Origin of the sequence: Psychrobacter glacincola (assembly GCF_904846215.1) — a bacterium.
Lineage (GTDB): Bacteria > Pseudomonadota > Gammaproteobacteria > Pseudomonadales > Moraxellaceae > Psychrobacter > Psychrobacter glacincola.
Map to the genome: position 1 here is coordinate 203,191 of NZ_CAJGZK010000003.1, position 16,208 is coordinate 219,398.

The window sequence follows — 16,208 nt, forward strand, 5'->3', positions numbered from 1 at the left end:
TATCGAGATTACTTTTCTCTGACTATACCCATAAGGTTGTATGGTTAGGTAGTAAAAAAGACTTTAGGGTTGCCCTAAAGTCTTTTTTACTATTGTTATAAATCTCGCTGCTGCTATTCTCTTAATTGAATCTTATTGCCAACGGCTTGTTTAGAGATTTCACCAGCGCTGAAAGGCAGACGAATCCAGTCCTTAGCTGAGTAGCGGCGCGTCTGATCACGGTGGTAAGGGCGCGTCGTATCTGAGGCTTGTGAATAAGCCAACAGCGCTTCTACTACTGGTCCTTTATTATCAAATGTTACTGATTGCATATAAGTTGGACCATTGGTCACTGGACCATAAGTGCCATCGCTGTTTTGACTTGAGCTTGCGACGTTGAAGACACCTTCAGGACCAAAGCCACCATGCATAGGAATTTTCTCACCGTTTTTGCCCGCATCAATAACGAACTGCAAGCTGCCTAATGGGGCATCAAGCGCGATATTTTTACTATTAAAGTAAGCAATTGAATCACCTAATGCTCTACGCGTGTTCTCATTAATGATTAGATCACGTGGTGTATTCACTGGATCGGCTTCGTTAAAAGGAGTTCTGAATCCTGCATTAGTAAGTCCACTAACACGAAGGTTGGTCCAAAATTTTCTAAAGATATGAGCGCCTTTGCTATCAAGGTTATTACGACGATCCCAAGTAGCTAAGACATTGCATGCTTGAGTGGCATCAATAGTACTACCGCCAGTCAGAGGTAATATAGGAAGTTCTTTACAATTATCTATTACATCATTGAGTACCAGTTCAGCCGCATAACTACGATTACCATAGACAACTTCTTCCATATTTTTTATGTTAAAAGTAGTTCCACCTAAACCATCTTTATTATCTAATCGATCCAAGATTTGCGTAAACGCCATGCGAGTTCGCAATGACAAGGGAGTGGCTTCAGGAGTTGATACTCCAGCGAAAGATACTAAATTACGTTGTAGTAGTGGTGAGAATCCAGTTAATGGTTGTTCTGCATTACTGAGCCAATAACTGTCGTTAGAATTAAGGGCATAATCATCACGTATTATGAATGGTAAGTTTGAACCACCAAAAATCCCCGCTTGCGGAGAGTCAGCATCATTACCCCATTCACAGGCAGCAGTACTACCATTAAGTGCAGGTAAGTCTGAGGCAATCAGCAGAGGAAGAGCAGCTCCAGCGTTAGCACTACAAGCTGCTAACTTTTCTCTAGTGACATTAGGTACGGTTGAAATATCAGCATAAAGCGCTTTACCGTTACGATCAGTAGCAATGGTATTGACAAACCCTAGGCCTAGAATGTTTTGCATTCTATCGACGAGATCCTCAACGCTGGTGGCCATATTCATACTGCGCCACTGATTAAGTGCTCTTGGGTTTTCAGAGGCCGCGTCACGGATAGTATAAACGACGTTATTAGCATCACCCCATGCTGGTAAACCACCATTGAGTAGTTTAGCGTTTAAGATTGGTCCATATTGTGAAACATATATGTTTCGAGTCATTGTTTGATTGTTTGGCATCTTAATAGTGACTGGAACTGTTTCAATGTCACGTTGTTCAACCACACCTGCGCTGTTGACATAGTTGTATTTAAAAGGATTACCCTTGACTAGACTAAGCTGATAAAGCGTAAAGCGCTTAGCAGTCGATACCGTATGGCTCCAAGCCACGTCTTTATTAAAGCCGATATTGATAAAAGGTTGCCCTTGCTGAGCCGAACCCATAACGTCAAGCTCACCTGGTATTGTGGTATGGAACTCATAAAAACGCTGTACGCCTTCCCATGGTTCATGCGGATTGCCATACATCACGCCACTATCAGTACCTGTTACTTCACTACCAAAGGCATAAGCGTTACTACCGCCATCTAATACATTGATAGTCGTCATATCGAATTTTTCATCCGACTCTGCTATAGGTTCAGGGCTACTCATTCTAGAGCTACCCATGACGATACCTGACACTGGGGGAGCTGTGTCTACGATTTGTCTGACGAAGTTAGAGAGTCCACCACGTAAGTTGGCTTTGCCATAAACCGTCAACAAATCATCTAGCGTGATCTCACGTACCCATTCGGCATTGGCACAAGCAGGATCAATATTAGCCACACCTGTATCACGTAGATAACGGCTAAATCCTGCAGCATAGCCTGTGACCGCATCGATAGTTTCAGGGTCTTGCGCTGCTAAAAATTCAGCACGCCTAGCGGGAGTGTTATACCACGTGTAAAAAACGTCACTTCCTTCGTTACCTTGAGCACCTAAATAAAGCAGGCTTTCACCTCTAGCAACGACAACTTCACGCGCTAGTGAACAAAAATTATCTTCGGCAAAGGCATAACCTACACCGTAGCCCAAGCCTTTATAGTCTTTGGCAGTGATATGAGGAATACCGAACTCAGTACGTTGAATGTCTGCAGCATATTCAGGAGGAGTAACTTCCGGAGGAATGACGACTTGATCGTTGAAACTATTATTACTATCTGAACAGCTGAGCAGTCCTAGAGAGACTGCCGCCGTTAATAGCGTAAGTGTATACACACGCCGATTAAGCACTTTGATGCTCATAAGCTTACCCATCCATGGTTAATTGGTATTATTTAAAGCTGTAGCAGAGAATCATCCAACATGCTTTAAACGATCAATAAATTCCTTTTATTGCTCATGCTTTTTTATTGTTTAGGTTTATTAATCGTCAGGCTTTTCAATGGTTAATCATGATGTCAATTAAAACATCAAAATATACGTAAAACCTATAGAAATTTGATGAATAAGATAAACAAAAAGCATTTCTCAATCATATAACAATTTCAAACGTCTACGCTAGTGAATAAACCAAACAAATAAATACGCAACATTTGCGCACTTATTGATAATGCTCTATTATCGATAAATATCTATATTAGGAAGGGCTCATGTCATTTGCTCAAGTCTATACTCGTTCAGTCGTCGGACTACATGCACCCAAGGTGATTATTGAAGTACATCTGTCACAAGGGTTGCCGGCATTGACCATTGTAGGTTTACCTGAAGCGGCGGTACGTGAGAGTAAGGATAGAGTGCGCTCAGCGATACTCAATTCTGGATTTCAGTTTCCTAATAGACGCTTGACGATTAATTTAGCGCCCGCCGATTTACCTAAAGACGGTGCTCGTCTTGATTTGCCTATAGCCATCGGTATTTTGGCAGCCAGTGATCAGTTAGATCCAGAGGTGCTAGCAGGATTTGAGTTTATTGGTGAGTTGGCACTCAATGGTGAGCTGCGCCAAGTGAGCGGTAGCTTAGCGGTCGCACGGGCAATAAAAGCTGAGGTGTTGGCAGAGCAAATTTTAGAAGGTAATAAGCAGGTGATATCAGTCAAAAGGCAATTGATTGTCCCAACTATCAACGGGGCAGAAGCAAGTCGCGTCGATGGCATCACCGTATTGGCCGCGACAAATTTAAAAGCTGTATGCAATCACTTGCAGTCACTTACCGATAGCAGTCTTTCGGATGAGCGCTTAGCGGCAGTAGAGCCAAGCCCTACCCAGCAGCATATAGGCTATCAAGTAGATTTGGCGGATGTAAAGGGTCAACATCATGCGCGTCGTGCCTTAGAGATTGCCGCAGCAGGTGGTCATTCGCTGTTATTTACAGGACCACCGGGTTCGGGTAAGACTTTAATGGCATCACGCCTGCCAACGATTTTGCCAGATTTGAGTGCAGAAGATGCGCTAGAGGTTGCCAGTACGTATTCGGTTGCCGATAGTGATTATGATTATGGCACACGCCCTTTTAGGCAAGTTCATCACACCATATCAGCGGTGGCATTGGTCGGTGGGGGTTCGCGCCCGAAACCGGGTGAGATTACCCTTGCCAATAAGGGCGTATTATTTCTTGATGAATTACCTGAATTTGATCGTACGGTATTGGAAGTCTTAAGACAGCCATTAGAGGCAAAGCAGATTACCATTAGCCGTGCCAACTCGCAGATGACTTTTCCGGCAAATTTTCAACTGGTGGCGGCGATGAACCCGTGCCCGTGTGGCTATGATGGCGATGGCTCTGGGCGTTGTCGCTGCCGACCGGAGCAGATTAAACGCTATCAAGATAAATTATCAGGACCACTACTTGATCGTATTGATTTACATATTACCGTACCGGCATTGCCGATTGCGGATCTACAAAATGCTCAGGCGGGAGAAACCTCCGAGCAAGTACGTACTCGAGTATCTGCAGCACATAATCGTCAGTTAATACGGCAAAACAAGGTCAATAATGAGCTCAATCCTAGTGAGATTGATAAATATATTCAGCTAGGAGAAGGCGAGCAACAACTATTACAGCTTGCTCAGCAACGCCTAAATTTATCTGCTCGCGGCTATCATCGAGTATTACGCGTTGCACGAACGATTGCAGACCTTGCCGACAGTGTCGATATTACCAGCGTTCATTTATCTGAAGCGCTGAGTTATCGTAGCAAATAATAGTTTTGAGATCCAATATAATAGATACACTTTTAAAAGAATACAGTGCTACTGGGGTTCATTATTCGCAGCCTTTGTCTGCGTAGGCACAGTAAGCAAGAAAAATTGATACCAGTAGCACCTTATAATTTTTGTACTTCTTTTATTTAAGACTGACTATATTTGCAGGCTAACTCTTTAAAAGATAGTCCACCAAAGACGCAAAGTCATCGAAGGCTTCGGTAGGATTAAGCTCACGAATATCTTGCCCATAGTTATAGCCATAAGACAACCCAAGGGTATCCATATTGGCATTTTGCCCTGCTAAGATATCGTTTCTTGAATCACCAATCATCACTGTTTGTTCTGGATTAATATTCAACGCTTTACAGACATGCAATAACGGCGCAGGGTCTGGTTTTTTGCTAGGCAAGCTATCACCGCCCAGTACTTCAATAAATAAATCTTGCCAGCCAAAGGATTGTAGTATTTTTGGCACAAAACGAATCGGCTTGTTGGTGACCAATGCCAGCTTATACCCTGCGGCTTGTAGTTTTTTTAGCCCACTATCCACGTTTGGATAGGCGACGGTTTTACTGCCGCCCATTTTGCTATAAGCATCAAAAAACACTTGCTCAGCATGGTCGACGGCTTCTTTGGCTAATTCACCCTCTAAAACCTCTATCTTACCTACCAAAGCGCGCTCAACAAGCATTCTTGAGCCATTACCAACCCAGTTACGAATGCTGTCGAGAGGATAGGGCGTTTTGCCAAGGGTCGTTAGCATTGCATTGGTTGCATCAGCCAAATCTGGTACGCTATCAATAAGAGTGCCGTCGAAATCAAAAATTAAAAGTTGCTTATCCATTATTTCCGCCCGTTAAATGTGCTGCATTTTTTATTAGTATTCGCTTAATGGTGATTACCATAACATAAGCAATCAGCAAGTCTTAATTCTACTCGCCTATTCAATCTCTTTGTAACGCTCGCGGTGTTCAGCTTTCATCGCTAAATAATCTTTATTTTCACGGCACAAGTCCCATTTTTCTTTAAAAATACGTGCCGACTCTGCTTTGATAGGATCCTCGGTTTGCCGTGGCAGCTCTTCACGTCCATGCGCACCGCTTTGACCTTTTTTATCAGTAGGGACGGCCCCTTTATATTTTTTACCGCCTTTATGATTGGCATAGCGGCGGGCGCGGGTAAAACCCATCTGGATAAATTTGCGTGCCATATCGGCTCCGACAAAGTCATCTGCTGCCAGATAATCCAAAAACATCTGATAAATGGTATCGCTACTCTCAAGCGCAATCTCTGGAGTAGCAAAGCGCCAGTGCGGCAATATCTCAGACTTATAAGGCTCTACCAATAATACACCTTGTTCACCGCGACCGACACGGTACAGCTCAGGCTGCATACGCAAATCTAGATTCTTATAATCCAAGTCATAATCAAATTCTCTCATTATTTTACCTATCGGCTGTCCATAGATGCCTTAGTATAAAGAGACTACACGATTTAAATGTAGCATAGATATGTTATAGATCGGTGAAAGTGAGTATTAATAGAAGTGAGCCATTAATGAGCCATAAAAAAAGCCCCAAACATAAATGTTTGAGGCTTTTTAGAATGCTTTAAACGAATGGTGGCTCGAGGCAGGTTCGAACTGCCGACACACGGATTTTCAATCCGTTGCTCTACCGACTGAGCTATCGAGCCGTCTTCGTTGAGGCGCTATTAAACTAAATATAGCGCTTACTGTCAAGAGGTTTTTGCATTATAGGTGATAAAAGAGCAAAAATAATGAACGATTCATCGAAATAAGCCTATTTAGGCTAAAATTAATCCTTGACGCGCAGTAGCTCGTACTCGCTCATAATACGATGGATATCGGCATCGACCGGAACAAATGCACGTACGCCTTTTTTAACTTCAGCATCATAGACCAGTTTGATAAATTTGGCGTCAATCGCGCGACCACGATTTTGTAGATGTACGGTGAGGTATTGCAAGCGTTTGGTATCGGTTTGCCCATCATCAAAGCAGCCAACTGCGGCAATAGGTTTGTCATTAAACATCCCGACATATAGCGTTTGACCACGTTTAAACCCTTGTTCAATAATAGCCAATACCTCAGCACCATTAGGCTGGCTATCATCGGTGTCATAGAGCGCCTCTAAGCGCTCGGCTAATTCGTTTTCACGAGCAGGCTTTTTGATAAGCGGCGCATCCAAACTATTGATGGCAATGGCTTCTAAAGGCATGTTCAATTCCTATAATTTGATACAGCAAGGCATAATAGAATCAGCAAAGGTCATGATTGATAAAACTGAAGCGATTATTTTAGCAGAATGAGATAATTTTGTGCGTGGTTTACTGCTTGGTCATGGCAGTAAATGGTAGGGTTTGCTATGATGAGACGAGGCCGTGTCCTCAAAGTGTAAAACCAATGTTTTGGTCTCTGATATTTGACATAAACACTGCCCCTGCTTATATAGTCGATTCATTTTAAGAACGATACAGTGCTATTGGCTATAAATTTTTTGCAGCCTCTGTCACGCCTGCGAACAGCAAGCAAGAAAAAATTATAGCCAATAGGACGTTATTACAATCGTATCGCTTTTATTTTGAACTGACTATAGTTTTTTCTGTTATAAAACGATTTAGATGCTAATGAACAGGTATTGGGCGCTTTTTTGCCCTATTTTATTGACCGCTTTTAATGAATAGAGAGTAGCCATGACCGCCAATTTAATGACGACAGCCAATACACCCAATACAGCTGAGCAACATCCTACGCAAAAACTAAATTTACATGGTCGCCCTGAACGTATCGCGACTGTTGAGCGTATTACTGCTGAGACCCAAGTGATCTGTACGGTCAATCTTGATGGTACGGGTCAAGGTACTGTGGACACTGGCGTGCCGTTTTTGGATCACATGATTGACCAAATCAAGCGTCACGGATTGTTTAACTTAGACATCAAATGTACGGGCGATACTTTTATCGATGATCATCACAGTGTCGAAGATACCGGCATTACGCTTGGTCAAGCATTTAACAAAGCATTAGGTGATAAAAAAGGTATCCGTCGTTATGGGCATTTTTATGCGCCACTAGACGAAGCATTGACGCGTGCGGTTGTTGATTTATCCGGTCGTCCAGGTCTGCATATGGACATTCCTTTTACGCGCTCGCATGTTGGAACGTTTGATGTCGATTTATTCAGTGAATTTTTCTACGGTTTCGTCAATCATTCGTGGATGACCGTGCATTTGGATAATCTAAAAGGCAAAAACAGTCATCACCAAATAGAATCTACTTTTAAAGCCTTTGCGCGTGCGCTACGTATGGCATGTGAATACGATGAGCGCGCGCTAAATACCTTGCCGTCGACCAAAGAGGCGTTTTAGATGAGTCGTGCCACAAAAATTGCACTATTAGATTATGGTATGGGTAATTTGCACTCAGCCAGCAAAGCATTGTCAGCGGTCGGGGCGGAAGTCTCTATCACCAATGATCCAAAAGTCGTTGCCGCTGCCGATAAGATTTTCTTCCCAGGTGTTGGTGCCATGCGTGATTGTATCGCTGGCATGCATGAGGCAGGTATTGATGATGTCATACGTCAGGCAATATTTAATAAGCCTGTTATGGCTATCTGTGTTGGCATGCAGGCGTTGTTTGAGCAGTCTGCTGAAAATGGTGGCACGCCCTGTTTGAGTATCTTAGATGGTACAGTACCCGCTTTTGATCCAGCATGGAAAGATGAAAAAGGCGCACAGATAAAAGTACCGCATATGGGCTGGAATACTATTAGTGGTATGGATTTTGCTCACCCATTATGGAACGGCATCGAGGACAACTCGCACTTTTATTTTGTGCACAGCTATTACTGCGAGCCTGCCGATAGCTCACAAGTGGCTGCTATTTGCGATTATGGTCAGCCGTTTTGTGCCAGTATTTTGCAAGACAACTTATTTGCCACCCAATTTCATCCAGAAAAAAGCCATACCGCAGGCTTGCAGCTATTAAAGAATTTTGTAGATTGGGATATTTAGTAGATATATAGTCAGAGAAAAGTAATATCGATAAATCAAGTACTGCTGATATTAATTTTTCTTGCTTGCTGTGCCTACGCAGACAGAGGCTGCGAAAAATTTATACCAGCAGCACTGTAGCGTTTTTGAGATATTTTAACTATAACTAAAATACTGAATTAAAAGGTAAGGTGGGTTGGCAAAAGCGTCACTCACTTTTTTATTATTTAAGCTGTTACTAGCTATTATGTACGGAAACACAAGTGGATTTTACCGTCTTTAAAATCGATATTATTGAAATAACTGGACTGGCAAAAGATGCTTTGCATATCTATGTTGGCGTCGGCGTTTATCTGCTTTGTCTAATTGTGCTATTTCCTGTCATTAAAAAGCAAGGTATTAGGTCATTCATGGCTTTAATCGTCGTGACTTGCATTGCTTTATTGGGTGAATATTTAGACAACCGCCATATCATTAGACCTAGAGGCTTTTTTGCATTAGGAATGGTAGACATAAAGGCAAGCCTACATGACCTGATCAATACTTGCCTGATACCTTACGTGCTTTATGCGTTGAATAAGTGGACGACCATTTTTCATCCAACCAATAGACCTCAATCAATGACTAAGCGGCAGAAAAAAATGGACTCTTAATGAGTCCGTTTTTTGTTTTTAAGATAAAAGGTTTTTATTTAGCCTTGTCATAAAGCTCGCGTACCACCTCTCCAATCACCTTGATACCATCAGTTAGCGTCTGCTCGTCAGCCGCGATACTCATACGAATACACTCGTGCGCATGCTGATAATCGCTAACATCGACACCGGGGAAGAAATACTCACTTGGTACAATAAGGGTGCCTTTTTCTTTGAGGCACTCGTACAGCTCAAGCGTACTAATCGGCAAGTCTTTAAACCACAACCATAGGAAAATCGCGCCTTCAGGCTTATGGATCATCAGTGGATAATCACCCAACGCTTCTTTTAACAGCTTCACAGCGAGGTTCGCCTGCTTTTGATAAAACGGCTTAATTTCATTATCAGATAATTGCTTGATACGATCGTTTTCTACCAATGGCGTGGCAATGGCTGCACCAAAACGCGTGGGCGCTAGATTCACTACCGCATTCATCGCGCTGACTGCTTCGATCACTTTGGCATCGGCAACGATAATACCCGTACGCATACCGGGTAGGCCAATTTTAGACAGGCTAAAGCAAAGAATTGTATTGTTATCCCAATTCAGATGCGCGTCCGTATAGATGATATTCGGGAAGGGCATACCGTAGGCATTATCAATAATCAGCGGTATGTCATACTGTTTGGCAATCTTGGCCAAATGTGCCATTTCCTCATCCGTTAAGACATTGCCCGTCGGGTTGGTAGGACGTGAGCAGCAAATCGCACCGATACGACCTTCCTTTAATGCTGGCAAGTTCTCTAGTGCGTCAAAGTCGACGCGATATTTAAAAAAGCCTTCCTCGCCATCATGCGTCACTTCATCGATATGCGGTAGTACCGCTGCGAAATGCTGACCTTCGACATGCACGTCGCTATAGCCGATATACTCAGGGGTCAATGGCAGAAGAATCGACTTGTCGACATATCCTTTATTTTCATCAATGAAGGCACCGCCGAATAGATTAAACAGATAGAAAAACGCATTCTGTGAGCCATTGGTAAGGGCGATATTTTCTGACGTTAGATTCCAGTCATAATGACGGTTAAAGAAGCCAACTAAGGCGTCAATAAAGGCCGAATCACCTTGCGGATTAGAGTAATTCGCCATACTAATAATCGCGCTACTGTTGGCCTCACCGGTATCATTATCAGCACCCAGTGCTTTATAAGTCTCCAAAAACAACTCATTAACGGCATCAATTTTGGCAGGATTACCACCGCCCAGCATATTGATAGGCTGATCGCTTTTTAGCGCGTCACCCAAATCGTCCATCAATTGCGAGATACCAGTGGGCTGGGTAAATTTTTGACCAAATTTTGAGAATTTCATAAGGCTACCGCGTATTATAGAGGGTTATTAATGGGGTATAGAAGTGCATACCCCTACTGATAATATGGGCGTTAGTATAGCAAATCGTCAGTTCTAAACGAGTTGGAATCGCACAATAAGATGATATTAAATCATCGCCCGAACCCTAGCCATAATCCCACGCCCAATCACCAATCTTACATAAATAATGGCAATGGCAAATAGCAATACGATTAACGCTATACTACCGATACTCAGGCTTGCCCACGGCACACTAAAGCGTAGATCAAACCATTGGGTGAGGGCAGCCCATGCGCCAACGCTGGCGATAATGATCGCAAATGTCGCCGCACTAATTCCCAATACCCCAAGCTCTAGTATGTTCAGCATATACAAGTCGCGTTTTTGCATCCCTAGCAGTCTAAATGACGCGCTTTCTTGCAGACGGTCTTGTGAAGTAGATAATAACGAGCTGATCAAGACCATAACACCAGTCAGTAAGGCGAGTAGCGTAAAGACGTAGACCAAACGGCTCATTTGTACCACAAGCTCTTGGATTTGCTGAGCGATTGCGGTTCCGTCTATCGTTGTCACTGCAGGGAATTGTCGGACCATTTTTCCTTGCAGGTCTGGAATATCATCAGCGTTTACATGAGCGGTGGCAAATTGAATTTGCGGGGCAGCAGAGAGAACGGCTGGTTCAAATAAAAAGTAGAAATAAGGACTGGGACCTTGCTCGAAACGCGAGCGGATACTGGTAATCTGCCCGACGATTTCAATCCCTTGAATATTAAAAAGCACCTCATCACCCATACCAACATTCAGTAAGCTGGCAGCAGTATCCAAAATAGATAAAGGCGCAACGGTTGATACTGTATCTTTATTTTCAGTGTTAATGGGCGCGTACAGCTGATTGTCTGCTACAGCATCCGTAATAAATTCAGTGTTCATGACCTTATCTGCATAGCTTAGATTGAAGACACGTGCAGGGTCATCAAAGCCATCAGCAGGCTCGATATCCTGTACCGGTATATTATTGGCAGTCACTACTCGAGCGCGAATAACAGGGTAGTAGCTCACTGGTGCGCCAATAATGCTATCAATCTCATCATGCTGATCGCTCTGAATATCTAACAAAAACAAATTGGGTGCATCTTCAGGATAAGCGTTAATAAACTGGGCGTTGATACTGTGATTAAGCGTTGTAATGAGGGTCAGTACGGCTACCGATAATGATAAGGTGACGAAAAATAATGCCGATTGGTTGCCTTTACGCGCAAGGTTATGAATCGCAACACGCTGCATCCAGCCGATTTTAGCGTTACTTGCGATACGTGCCAGTAACCACAGCCAGCCGCGTGCCAATAGCCAAAATATACTCACAAAGCCAATTAAACCGATTAATAACTGCGCGCCAAATAACCACCCACCTACTTCATAAACAAAAAACACATATAGACCAGCCAGCATTAACCCATACCAAGCTAGCGGTAAACGTTTATACCAAGGCAGGTGTTGTACAGCTAAGCTTGCACCTTGATTGAGCAAGGTAGCAGGTTTGGTGGTATTCAATGTGCTCAAGCCACGTTGGGCGATGAGTAGCGTGAGCACCAAGGCTATGATGGTGGTTTTGATGGCACTGATAGGGTTAATAGCCAAGCTGACATCCGCTGGCAAGATAGCCACAAGATAAGGCTGACCGACTTTGAGTAAGCCAAAGCTAACTAAAATCGCTGCGATACAAGCGATGATAGCGGTAATAATGAGGAGCCGATAGTAGCTGCGTTTCAGCGACTTAAGCGGCTCACCCAGTGCCAAACGTATTGCATTGCTTGACTGCTGCTTGGTCACAAAGGCTGTGATGACGCCATACATAGCCACTGCGGACAATAACAATACAGCAATGACCAAAAGCTTTAAAAACATTAGTACATTGTCAGAGATGCGCGACACGGAAGTGTCTGCAGACTCAGCGTCAGAGAGCTCGATATCAGGATAATTGGTCAATATTTGCGTCAGTTTATCGCGCTGGGTTGCCATCAATTCTGCATTACCGGCAAGCTCAATACGATAATTAATACGGCTACGCTGTCCCAATAGATTGGTCGCCTCTAACGCCTGCTGGGGCATCAAAATACGCCCACCAAAGCCAAAGGCGCTCAGCGGACGATCAGGCTCTTTTGTCAGCACATCACTAATGGTAAATTGCGCATCACCAATAGTGATTTGGTCACCAATATCAGCGTTTAAGCTTTCGAGTACTTCGGGGGCAACGACCACATTATTGGCTGTGAGCTGCTGCCATAATGGCTGTCCTGATGCCAGCTCGACGTCACCATATAATGGGTAGGATTGGGAGACCGCTTTTATGCTGGCAAGCAAAGTCTGCTCATCAGTGACGACCATCGCAATAAACTGATAATCAAAGACCGTTTGTGTCTCGGCAAGGGTATCAATCTGCGTTAATACTTCGCTTGGCCAGTCTTGCTTACTGTTTAAGATTAAATCGCCACCGACCAGAGCACGCTGATTGTCATTGATATAGGTGTCAACTGACTGCTGAATAGAGTCAAGCGTGAGGTAGGTCGCAAGTGACAGCGTCAAAGTCAGTAAAAATAATACGGGATATATCCAGCGCTGCCACCAGCTGCGGCTGAGTGCTTGCGCGCCCAATCCTTGTAAGCCTGATTTTTGTAAACCAAGGGTACTAGTCAATAGCTGGCGTACGATACCGCCACTAGCGTCTGACTCTTCAGCCATGCTGCCGGTATTATCAGTCGATGAAGTGTCTTCTATATTCTTATTATCCATCACGATACAATCCGCCCATCATGCATGGTAATGACGCGATCTGCCATGTCAGCAAGGGCTGAATCATGGGTCACGACCACCAGCGCCGAGCCAGTTTTCTGACGCAAATCCAGTAATAGCTGCATCACTTGATTGGCATTTTGTTCATCTAAGTTGCCGGTAGGCTCATCAGCAAAGACAATCTTTGGGCGTGATACCAATGCGCGTGCAACCGCCGTACGCTGCTGCTCGCCACCGGATAGTTGATTTGGCAAGCTATGACGCCTATGACCCAAATCAACCGCCTCAATCAATTCATCGACACGCGCCGCATCTGGACGACGGGCGATGTCCAATGGAAAGGCAATATTTTCAGCAACGGTTAGCGTTGGTAGCAGATGAAAAGACTGAAAGACAAAACCCATATCACGCTGACGAATAACTGCCAAGGCATCTTCATTTAATCGGCTTAAGGCTTGACCTGCCAGCTCAACGTCGCCGCTATCAGGATAATCTAATGCCGCTAATAAACCCAACAAAGTAGATTTGCCAGAGCCAGATTTACCCATGATCACCACAAACTCGCCAGCATTAACATGAATGTCGACATCTTTAATAATAGATAAAGACTGGTCGCCAACGTGTACGGTTTTATTTAGCTTAGTGGCAGTGAGCAGCGCTGCTTGCGAGGTAGGTAATGCTGATGTCATTGTGCAGTCTCAGTAGGCGTGTTGGTCACATTCGACGGATTTATTTTTTTAAGCTCAGGCTGCAATATCGGCAAGATATTGTTATTAACGATCAGCGTATAACCTTCTTTGGTCGGATGAATGGCATCGGCTTGATTGAGCTTAGGGTCGCCGCCTACACCGTCTAAAAAGAAAGGAATAAGCGTCACGTTCATGTCTTTTGCCACTCTTGGATATATAGCTGCAAAGGATTTTACATAATCAGAACCAAGGTTGTCATAGATCTGCATACCACCTAGGATGACCACGCTGTCATTGTCCTGTAGCCGCTTTACGGCAGTACGAATATTGGCCTCAACCGTCGCCACATCAATACCACGAATAGCATCATTGGCACCAATGGTCAAAATAGTAACATCAGGTTTGGTCTGCAATACCCAATCCAATCGATTGACCAAGCCCGTACTGGTCTCGCCGCTCAATCCTGAATTGATAACTTTAATATCTTTATAACCAAGCTCCTGCAAGCGTGTTTGTAGCTGGGCAGGGTAATTGGCATTATTATCGACCCCAAGCCCTTCTGTTAACGAGTCGCCTAATGCCAATATGGTCAAAGACGCTGGTTGTTCAGCAGGGTTGGTCGTAGATGCGGTTTGAGACAGTTGGGTATCGGAAATTTGACTGCTGTTTTGACTGCTGTCTTGAGTGCCAGTATCTCTCTGAGCTTCATTAGCATCAGGCGTTTTTTGACAACCGCTGATGGCGATTGCTATCGTCAATGCAGTGACCGTGAGCACGTGCTGCGGTAAGCGAAAAGGTCTGTTTATCATAATTCTGCTGTCCTATATGCGATGGCATCAGTCTAGCAGAATCAGATAAGCAGCAATATGGTGCAAAAGTTAATTGATTCATGATAAAAACTAAATCTTCTTACCATCGACCATTACCGGACGGCTGACCATCCACGCAAATCCTACGTTTACCACCATCAATATCAGCATAATAAATAAGGGTAAATCCCAGCTGTCCGTTGCTTCATGTAACCAACCAGTCCCTAATGGACCAAAAAACGCAATCAAATAACCGACCGCTTGCGCCATACCCGACAGCTCACTTGATTGATTGGCGGTATAAGTACGCATCGAAAACAGCATCATACTTAAAGTAAAAATCGCTGAACAACCAATGCCCATTAGCGCCGACCACAACCATGCCAAATCAGCAGATAAATAGCTGACTCCTAAGATACCAAGCACATTTAAAACCGCTGCAAATACTGCCAGTGCCTGAATAGGTCGTCCACGATTGACCAGCCACGTTAAGCTTAAAATCGCTACAGGTGCCATAAACTGAAATACCGAGTTCATCTGTCCTGCGCTTACCGCTGACAAGCCTTTACTAAGCCAAATCGACGGTAAAAAACTGGCAGCTGTATAAAAAAGCAACGATTGTAAGCCCATGAATATGGCAATTTGCCAAGCAAAGCTGGTACGCCACATAGAAATATCAGAGGAACCTTGCGTAGCGATAGGCACAATCTGGTCGCTCGACGAGCCTAAACGCAGTCGTAAAAACACCCAAATAACGATGGCAAACACACCCAAAATTGACCAACCACCAAGCGCCCATTGCCAGCCTACTTGCTCAGATAATGGCAAGACCACGCCTGCGACAATCCCTGCCGACACGGTCATGGTGAGACTGAATAATCCAGTAATTAAAGGAATATGATTGGGCGTACGTTGCTTGATAACAGGCGCCGCAAGGGTATTGGCAAAACCAATCGCCAACGTCAGCAGTAATGTACCGCCCAAAAAACCCATCCAAGTAGGAATAAGGCTACGAACAATCATGCCCATTGTTAAGAGGCTAATCATCGAAATTAAAGTGTTTTCAAGCCCAAAACGCTTACCTATCGCTGGTGCAATAAACGCCCCAAGTGCAAAAGTCAGCATCGGCACTGCGCCAAGCCAGCCGATTTGGGTTTCGGAGATATGGAGCGCTCCTTGAACCACCGGCGCAATAGAACCTAGTGCCACAATCGGCGAGCGCATATTGGTCGCCAATAGAATCATGGCACATAACACCAGCCAAAACGTAAAGCGCGAAGAGGGCAGCTGAAACGGTGCAGGAGTATCCGTCTGAGAGGGTAAAGGCAAATCATTTTGCACATTAGGAGAGGTAGACATAGCAGCACGACTATTATTAGAATAAGAAAAAGGACACGTCATTAAACA

Annotated in this window: 13 protein-coding genes and 1 tRNA gene; 4 read left to right on the top strand and 10 right to left on the bottom strand. The window is 44.1% G+C overall.

Annotation, left to right across the window (positions count from 1 at the left end; all coding sequences use genetic code 11):
* Nucleotides 1-113: 113 nt before the first annotated feature.
* Nucleotides 114-2,591 (bottom strand): penicillin acylase family protein, encoded by a 2,478-nt coding sequence (locus JMW90_RS03170; RefSeq protein ID WP_201561646.1) that lies wholly within the window; start codon nt 2,589-2,591, stop codon nt 114-116.
* Nucleotides 2,592-2,938: 347 nt separating this feature from the next.
* On the opposite strand from JMW90_RS03170, the gene JMW90_RS03175 reads away from it, so the two are divergent.
* Nucleotides 2,939-4,489, top strand: coding sequence for a YifB family Mg chelatase-like AAA ATPase (locus JMW90_RS03175; RefSeq protein WP_201561647.1), 1,551 nt, complete (start codon nt 2,939-2,941; stop codon nt 4,487-4,489).
* A 169-nt stretch (nt 4,490-4,658) separates the two neighbouring features.
* Here JMW90_RS03175 and JMW90_RS03180 read toward each other — a convergent pair whose 3' ends face one another.
* The 4 genes from JMW90_RS03180 to JMW90_RS03195 form a co-directional block, all read right to left on the bottom strand.
* Entirely contained in the window at nt 4,659-5,336 is a 678-nt protein-coding gene (locus tag JMW90_RS03180) for a phosphoglycolate phosphatase (protein WP_201561648.1), read from the bottom strand.
* Nucleotides 5,337-5,432: 96 nt separating this feature from the next.
* A complete protein-coding gene (locus JMW90_RS03185) occupies nt 5,433-5,933 on the bottom strand; it encodes a DUF4385 domain-containing protein (protein WP_201561649.1) in 501 nt (166 codons plus the stop codon).
* A 178-nt stretch (nt 5,934-6,111) separates the two neighbouring features.
* Nucleotides 6,112-6,187 (bottom strand) — tRNA-Phe (locus tag JMW90_RS03190).
* Between the two features lie 122 nt (nt 6,188-6,309).
* Complete coding sequence (locus JMW90_RS03195; protein ID WP_201561650.1) at nt 6,310-6,732, bottom strand: hypothetical protein; 423 nt, start codon at nt 6,730-6,732, stop codon at nt 6,310-6,312.
* A 475-nt stretch (nt 6,733-7,207) separates the two neighbouring features.
* Between JMW90_RS03195 and hisB the strand changes: the two genes are divergently transcribed.
* The 3 genes from hisB (at nt 7,208) to JMW90_RS03210 (ending at nt 9,159) form a co-directional block, all read left to right on the top strand.
* Complete coding sequence (gene hisB, locus JMW90_RS03200) at nt 7,208-7,882, top strand: imidazoleglycerol-phosphate dehydratase HisB (protein WP_227691841.1); 675 nt, start codon at nt 7,208-7,210, stop codon at nt 7,880-7,882.
* Nucleotides 7,883-8,527 (top strand): imidazole glycerol phosphate synthase subunit HisH, encoded by a 645-nt coding sequence (gene hisH, locus JMW90_RS03205; RefSeq protein ID WP_201561651.1) that lies wholly within the window; start codon nt 7,883-7,885, stop codon nt 8,525-8,527.
* A gap of 242 nt (nt 8,528-8,769) precedes the next feature.
* On the top strand, nt 8,770-9,159 hold the full coding sequence (locus tag JMW90_RS03210; protein WP_201561652.1) for a hypothetical protein: 390 nt from the start codon (nt 8,770-8,772) through the stop codon (nt 9,157-9,159).
* Between the two features lie 34 nt (nt 9,160-9,193).
* On the opposite strand, the gene JMW90_RS03215 is transcribed toward JMW90_RS03210, so the two are convergent.
* The 5 genes from JMW90_RS03215 to JMW90_RS03235 form a co-directional block, all read right to left on the bottom strand.
* Entirely contained in the window at nt 9,194-10,513 is a 1,320-nt protein-coding gene (locus JMW90_RS03215; RefSeq protein WP_201561653.1) for a valine--pyruvate transaminase, read from the bottom strand.
* Nucleotides 10,514-10,639: 126 nt separating this feature from the next.
* On the bottom strand, nt 10,640-13,303 hold the full coding sequence (locus tag JMW90_RS03220) for an ABC transporter permease (protein ID WP_201561654.1): 2,664 nt from the start codon (nt 13,301-13,303) through the stop codon (nt 10,640-10,642).
* Nucleotides 13,303-13,992 (bottom strand): ABC transporter ATP-binding protein, encoded by a 690-nt coding sequence (locus JMW90_RS03225; RefSeq protein ID WP_201561655.1) that lies wholly within the window; start codon nt 13,990-13,992, stop codon nt 13,303-13,305. The genes JMW90_RS03220 and JMW90_RS03225 overlap by 1 nt, the downstream gene beginning before the upstream one ends.
* Nucleotides 13,989-14,801: an arylesterase gene (locus JMW90_RS03230; RefSeq protein WP_201561656.1), complete on the bottom strand. Its 813-nt coding sequence runs from the start codon at nt 14,799-14,801 to the stop codon at nt 13,989-13,991. The genes JMW90_RS03225 and JMW90_RS03230 overlap by 4 nt, the downstream gene beginning before the upstream one ends.
* Before the next feature lie 90 nt (nt 14,802-14,891).
* Entirely contained in the window at nt 14,892-16,160 is a 1,269-nt protein-coding gene (locus tag JMW90_RS03235) for an MFS transporter (protein WP_227691842.1), read from the bottom strand.
* Nucleotides 16,161-16,208 lie beyond the last annotated feature (48 nt).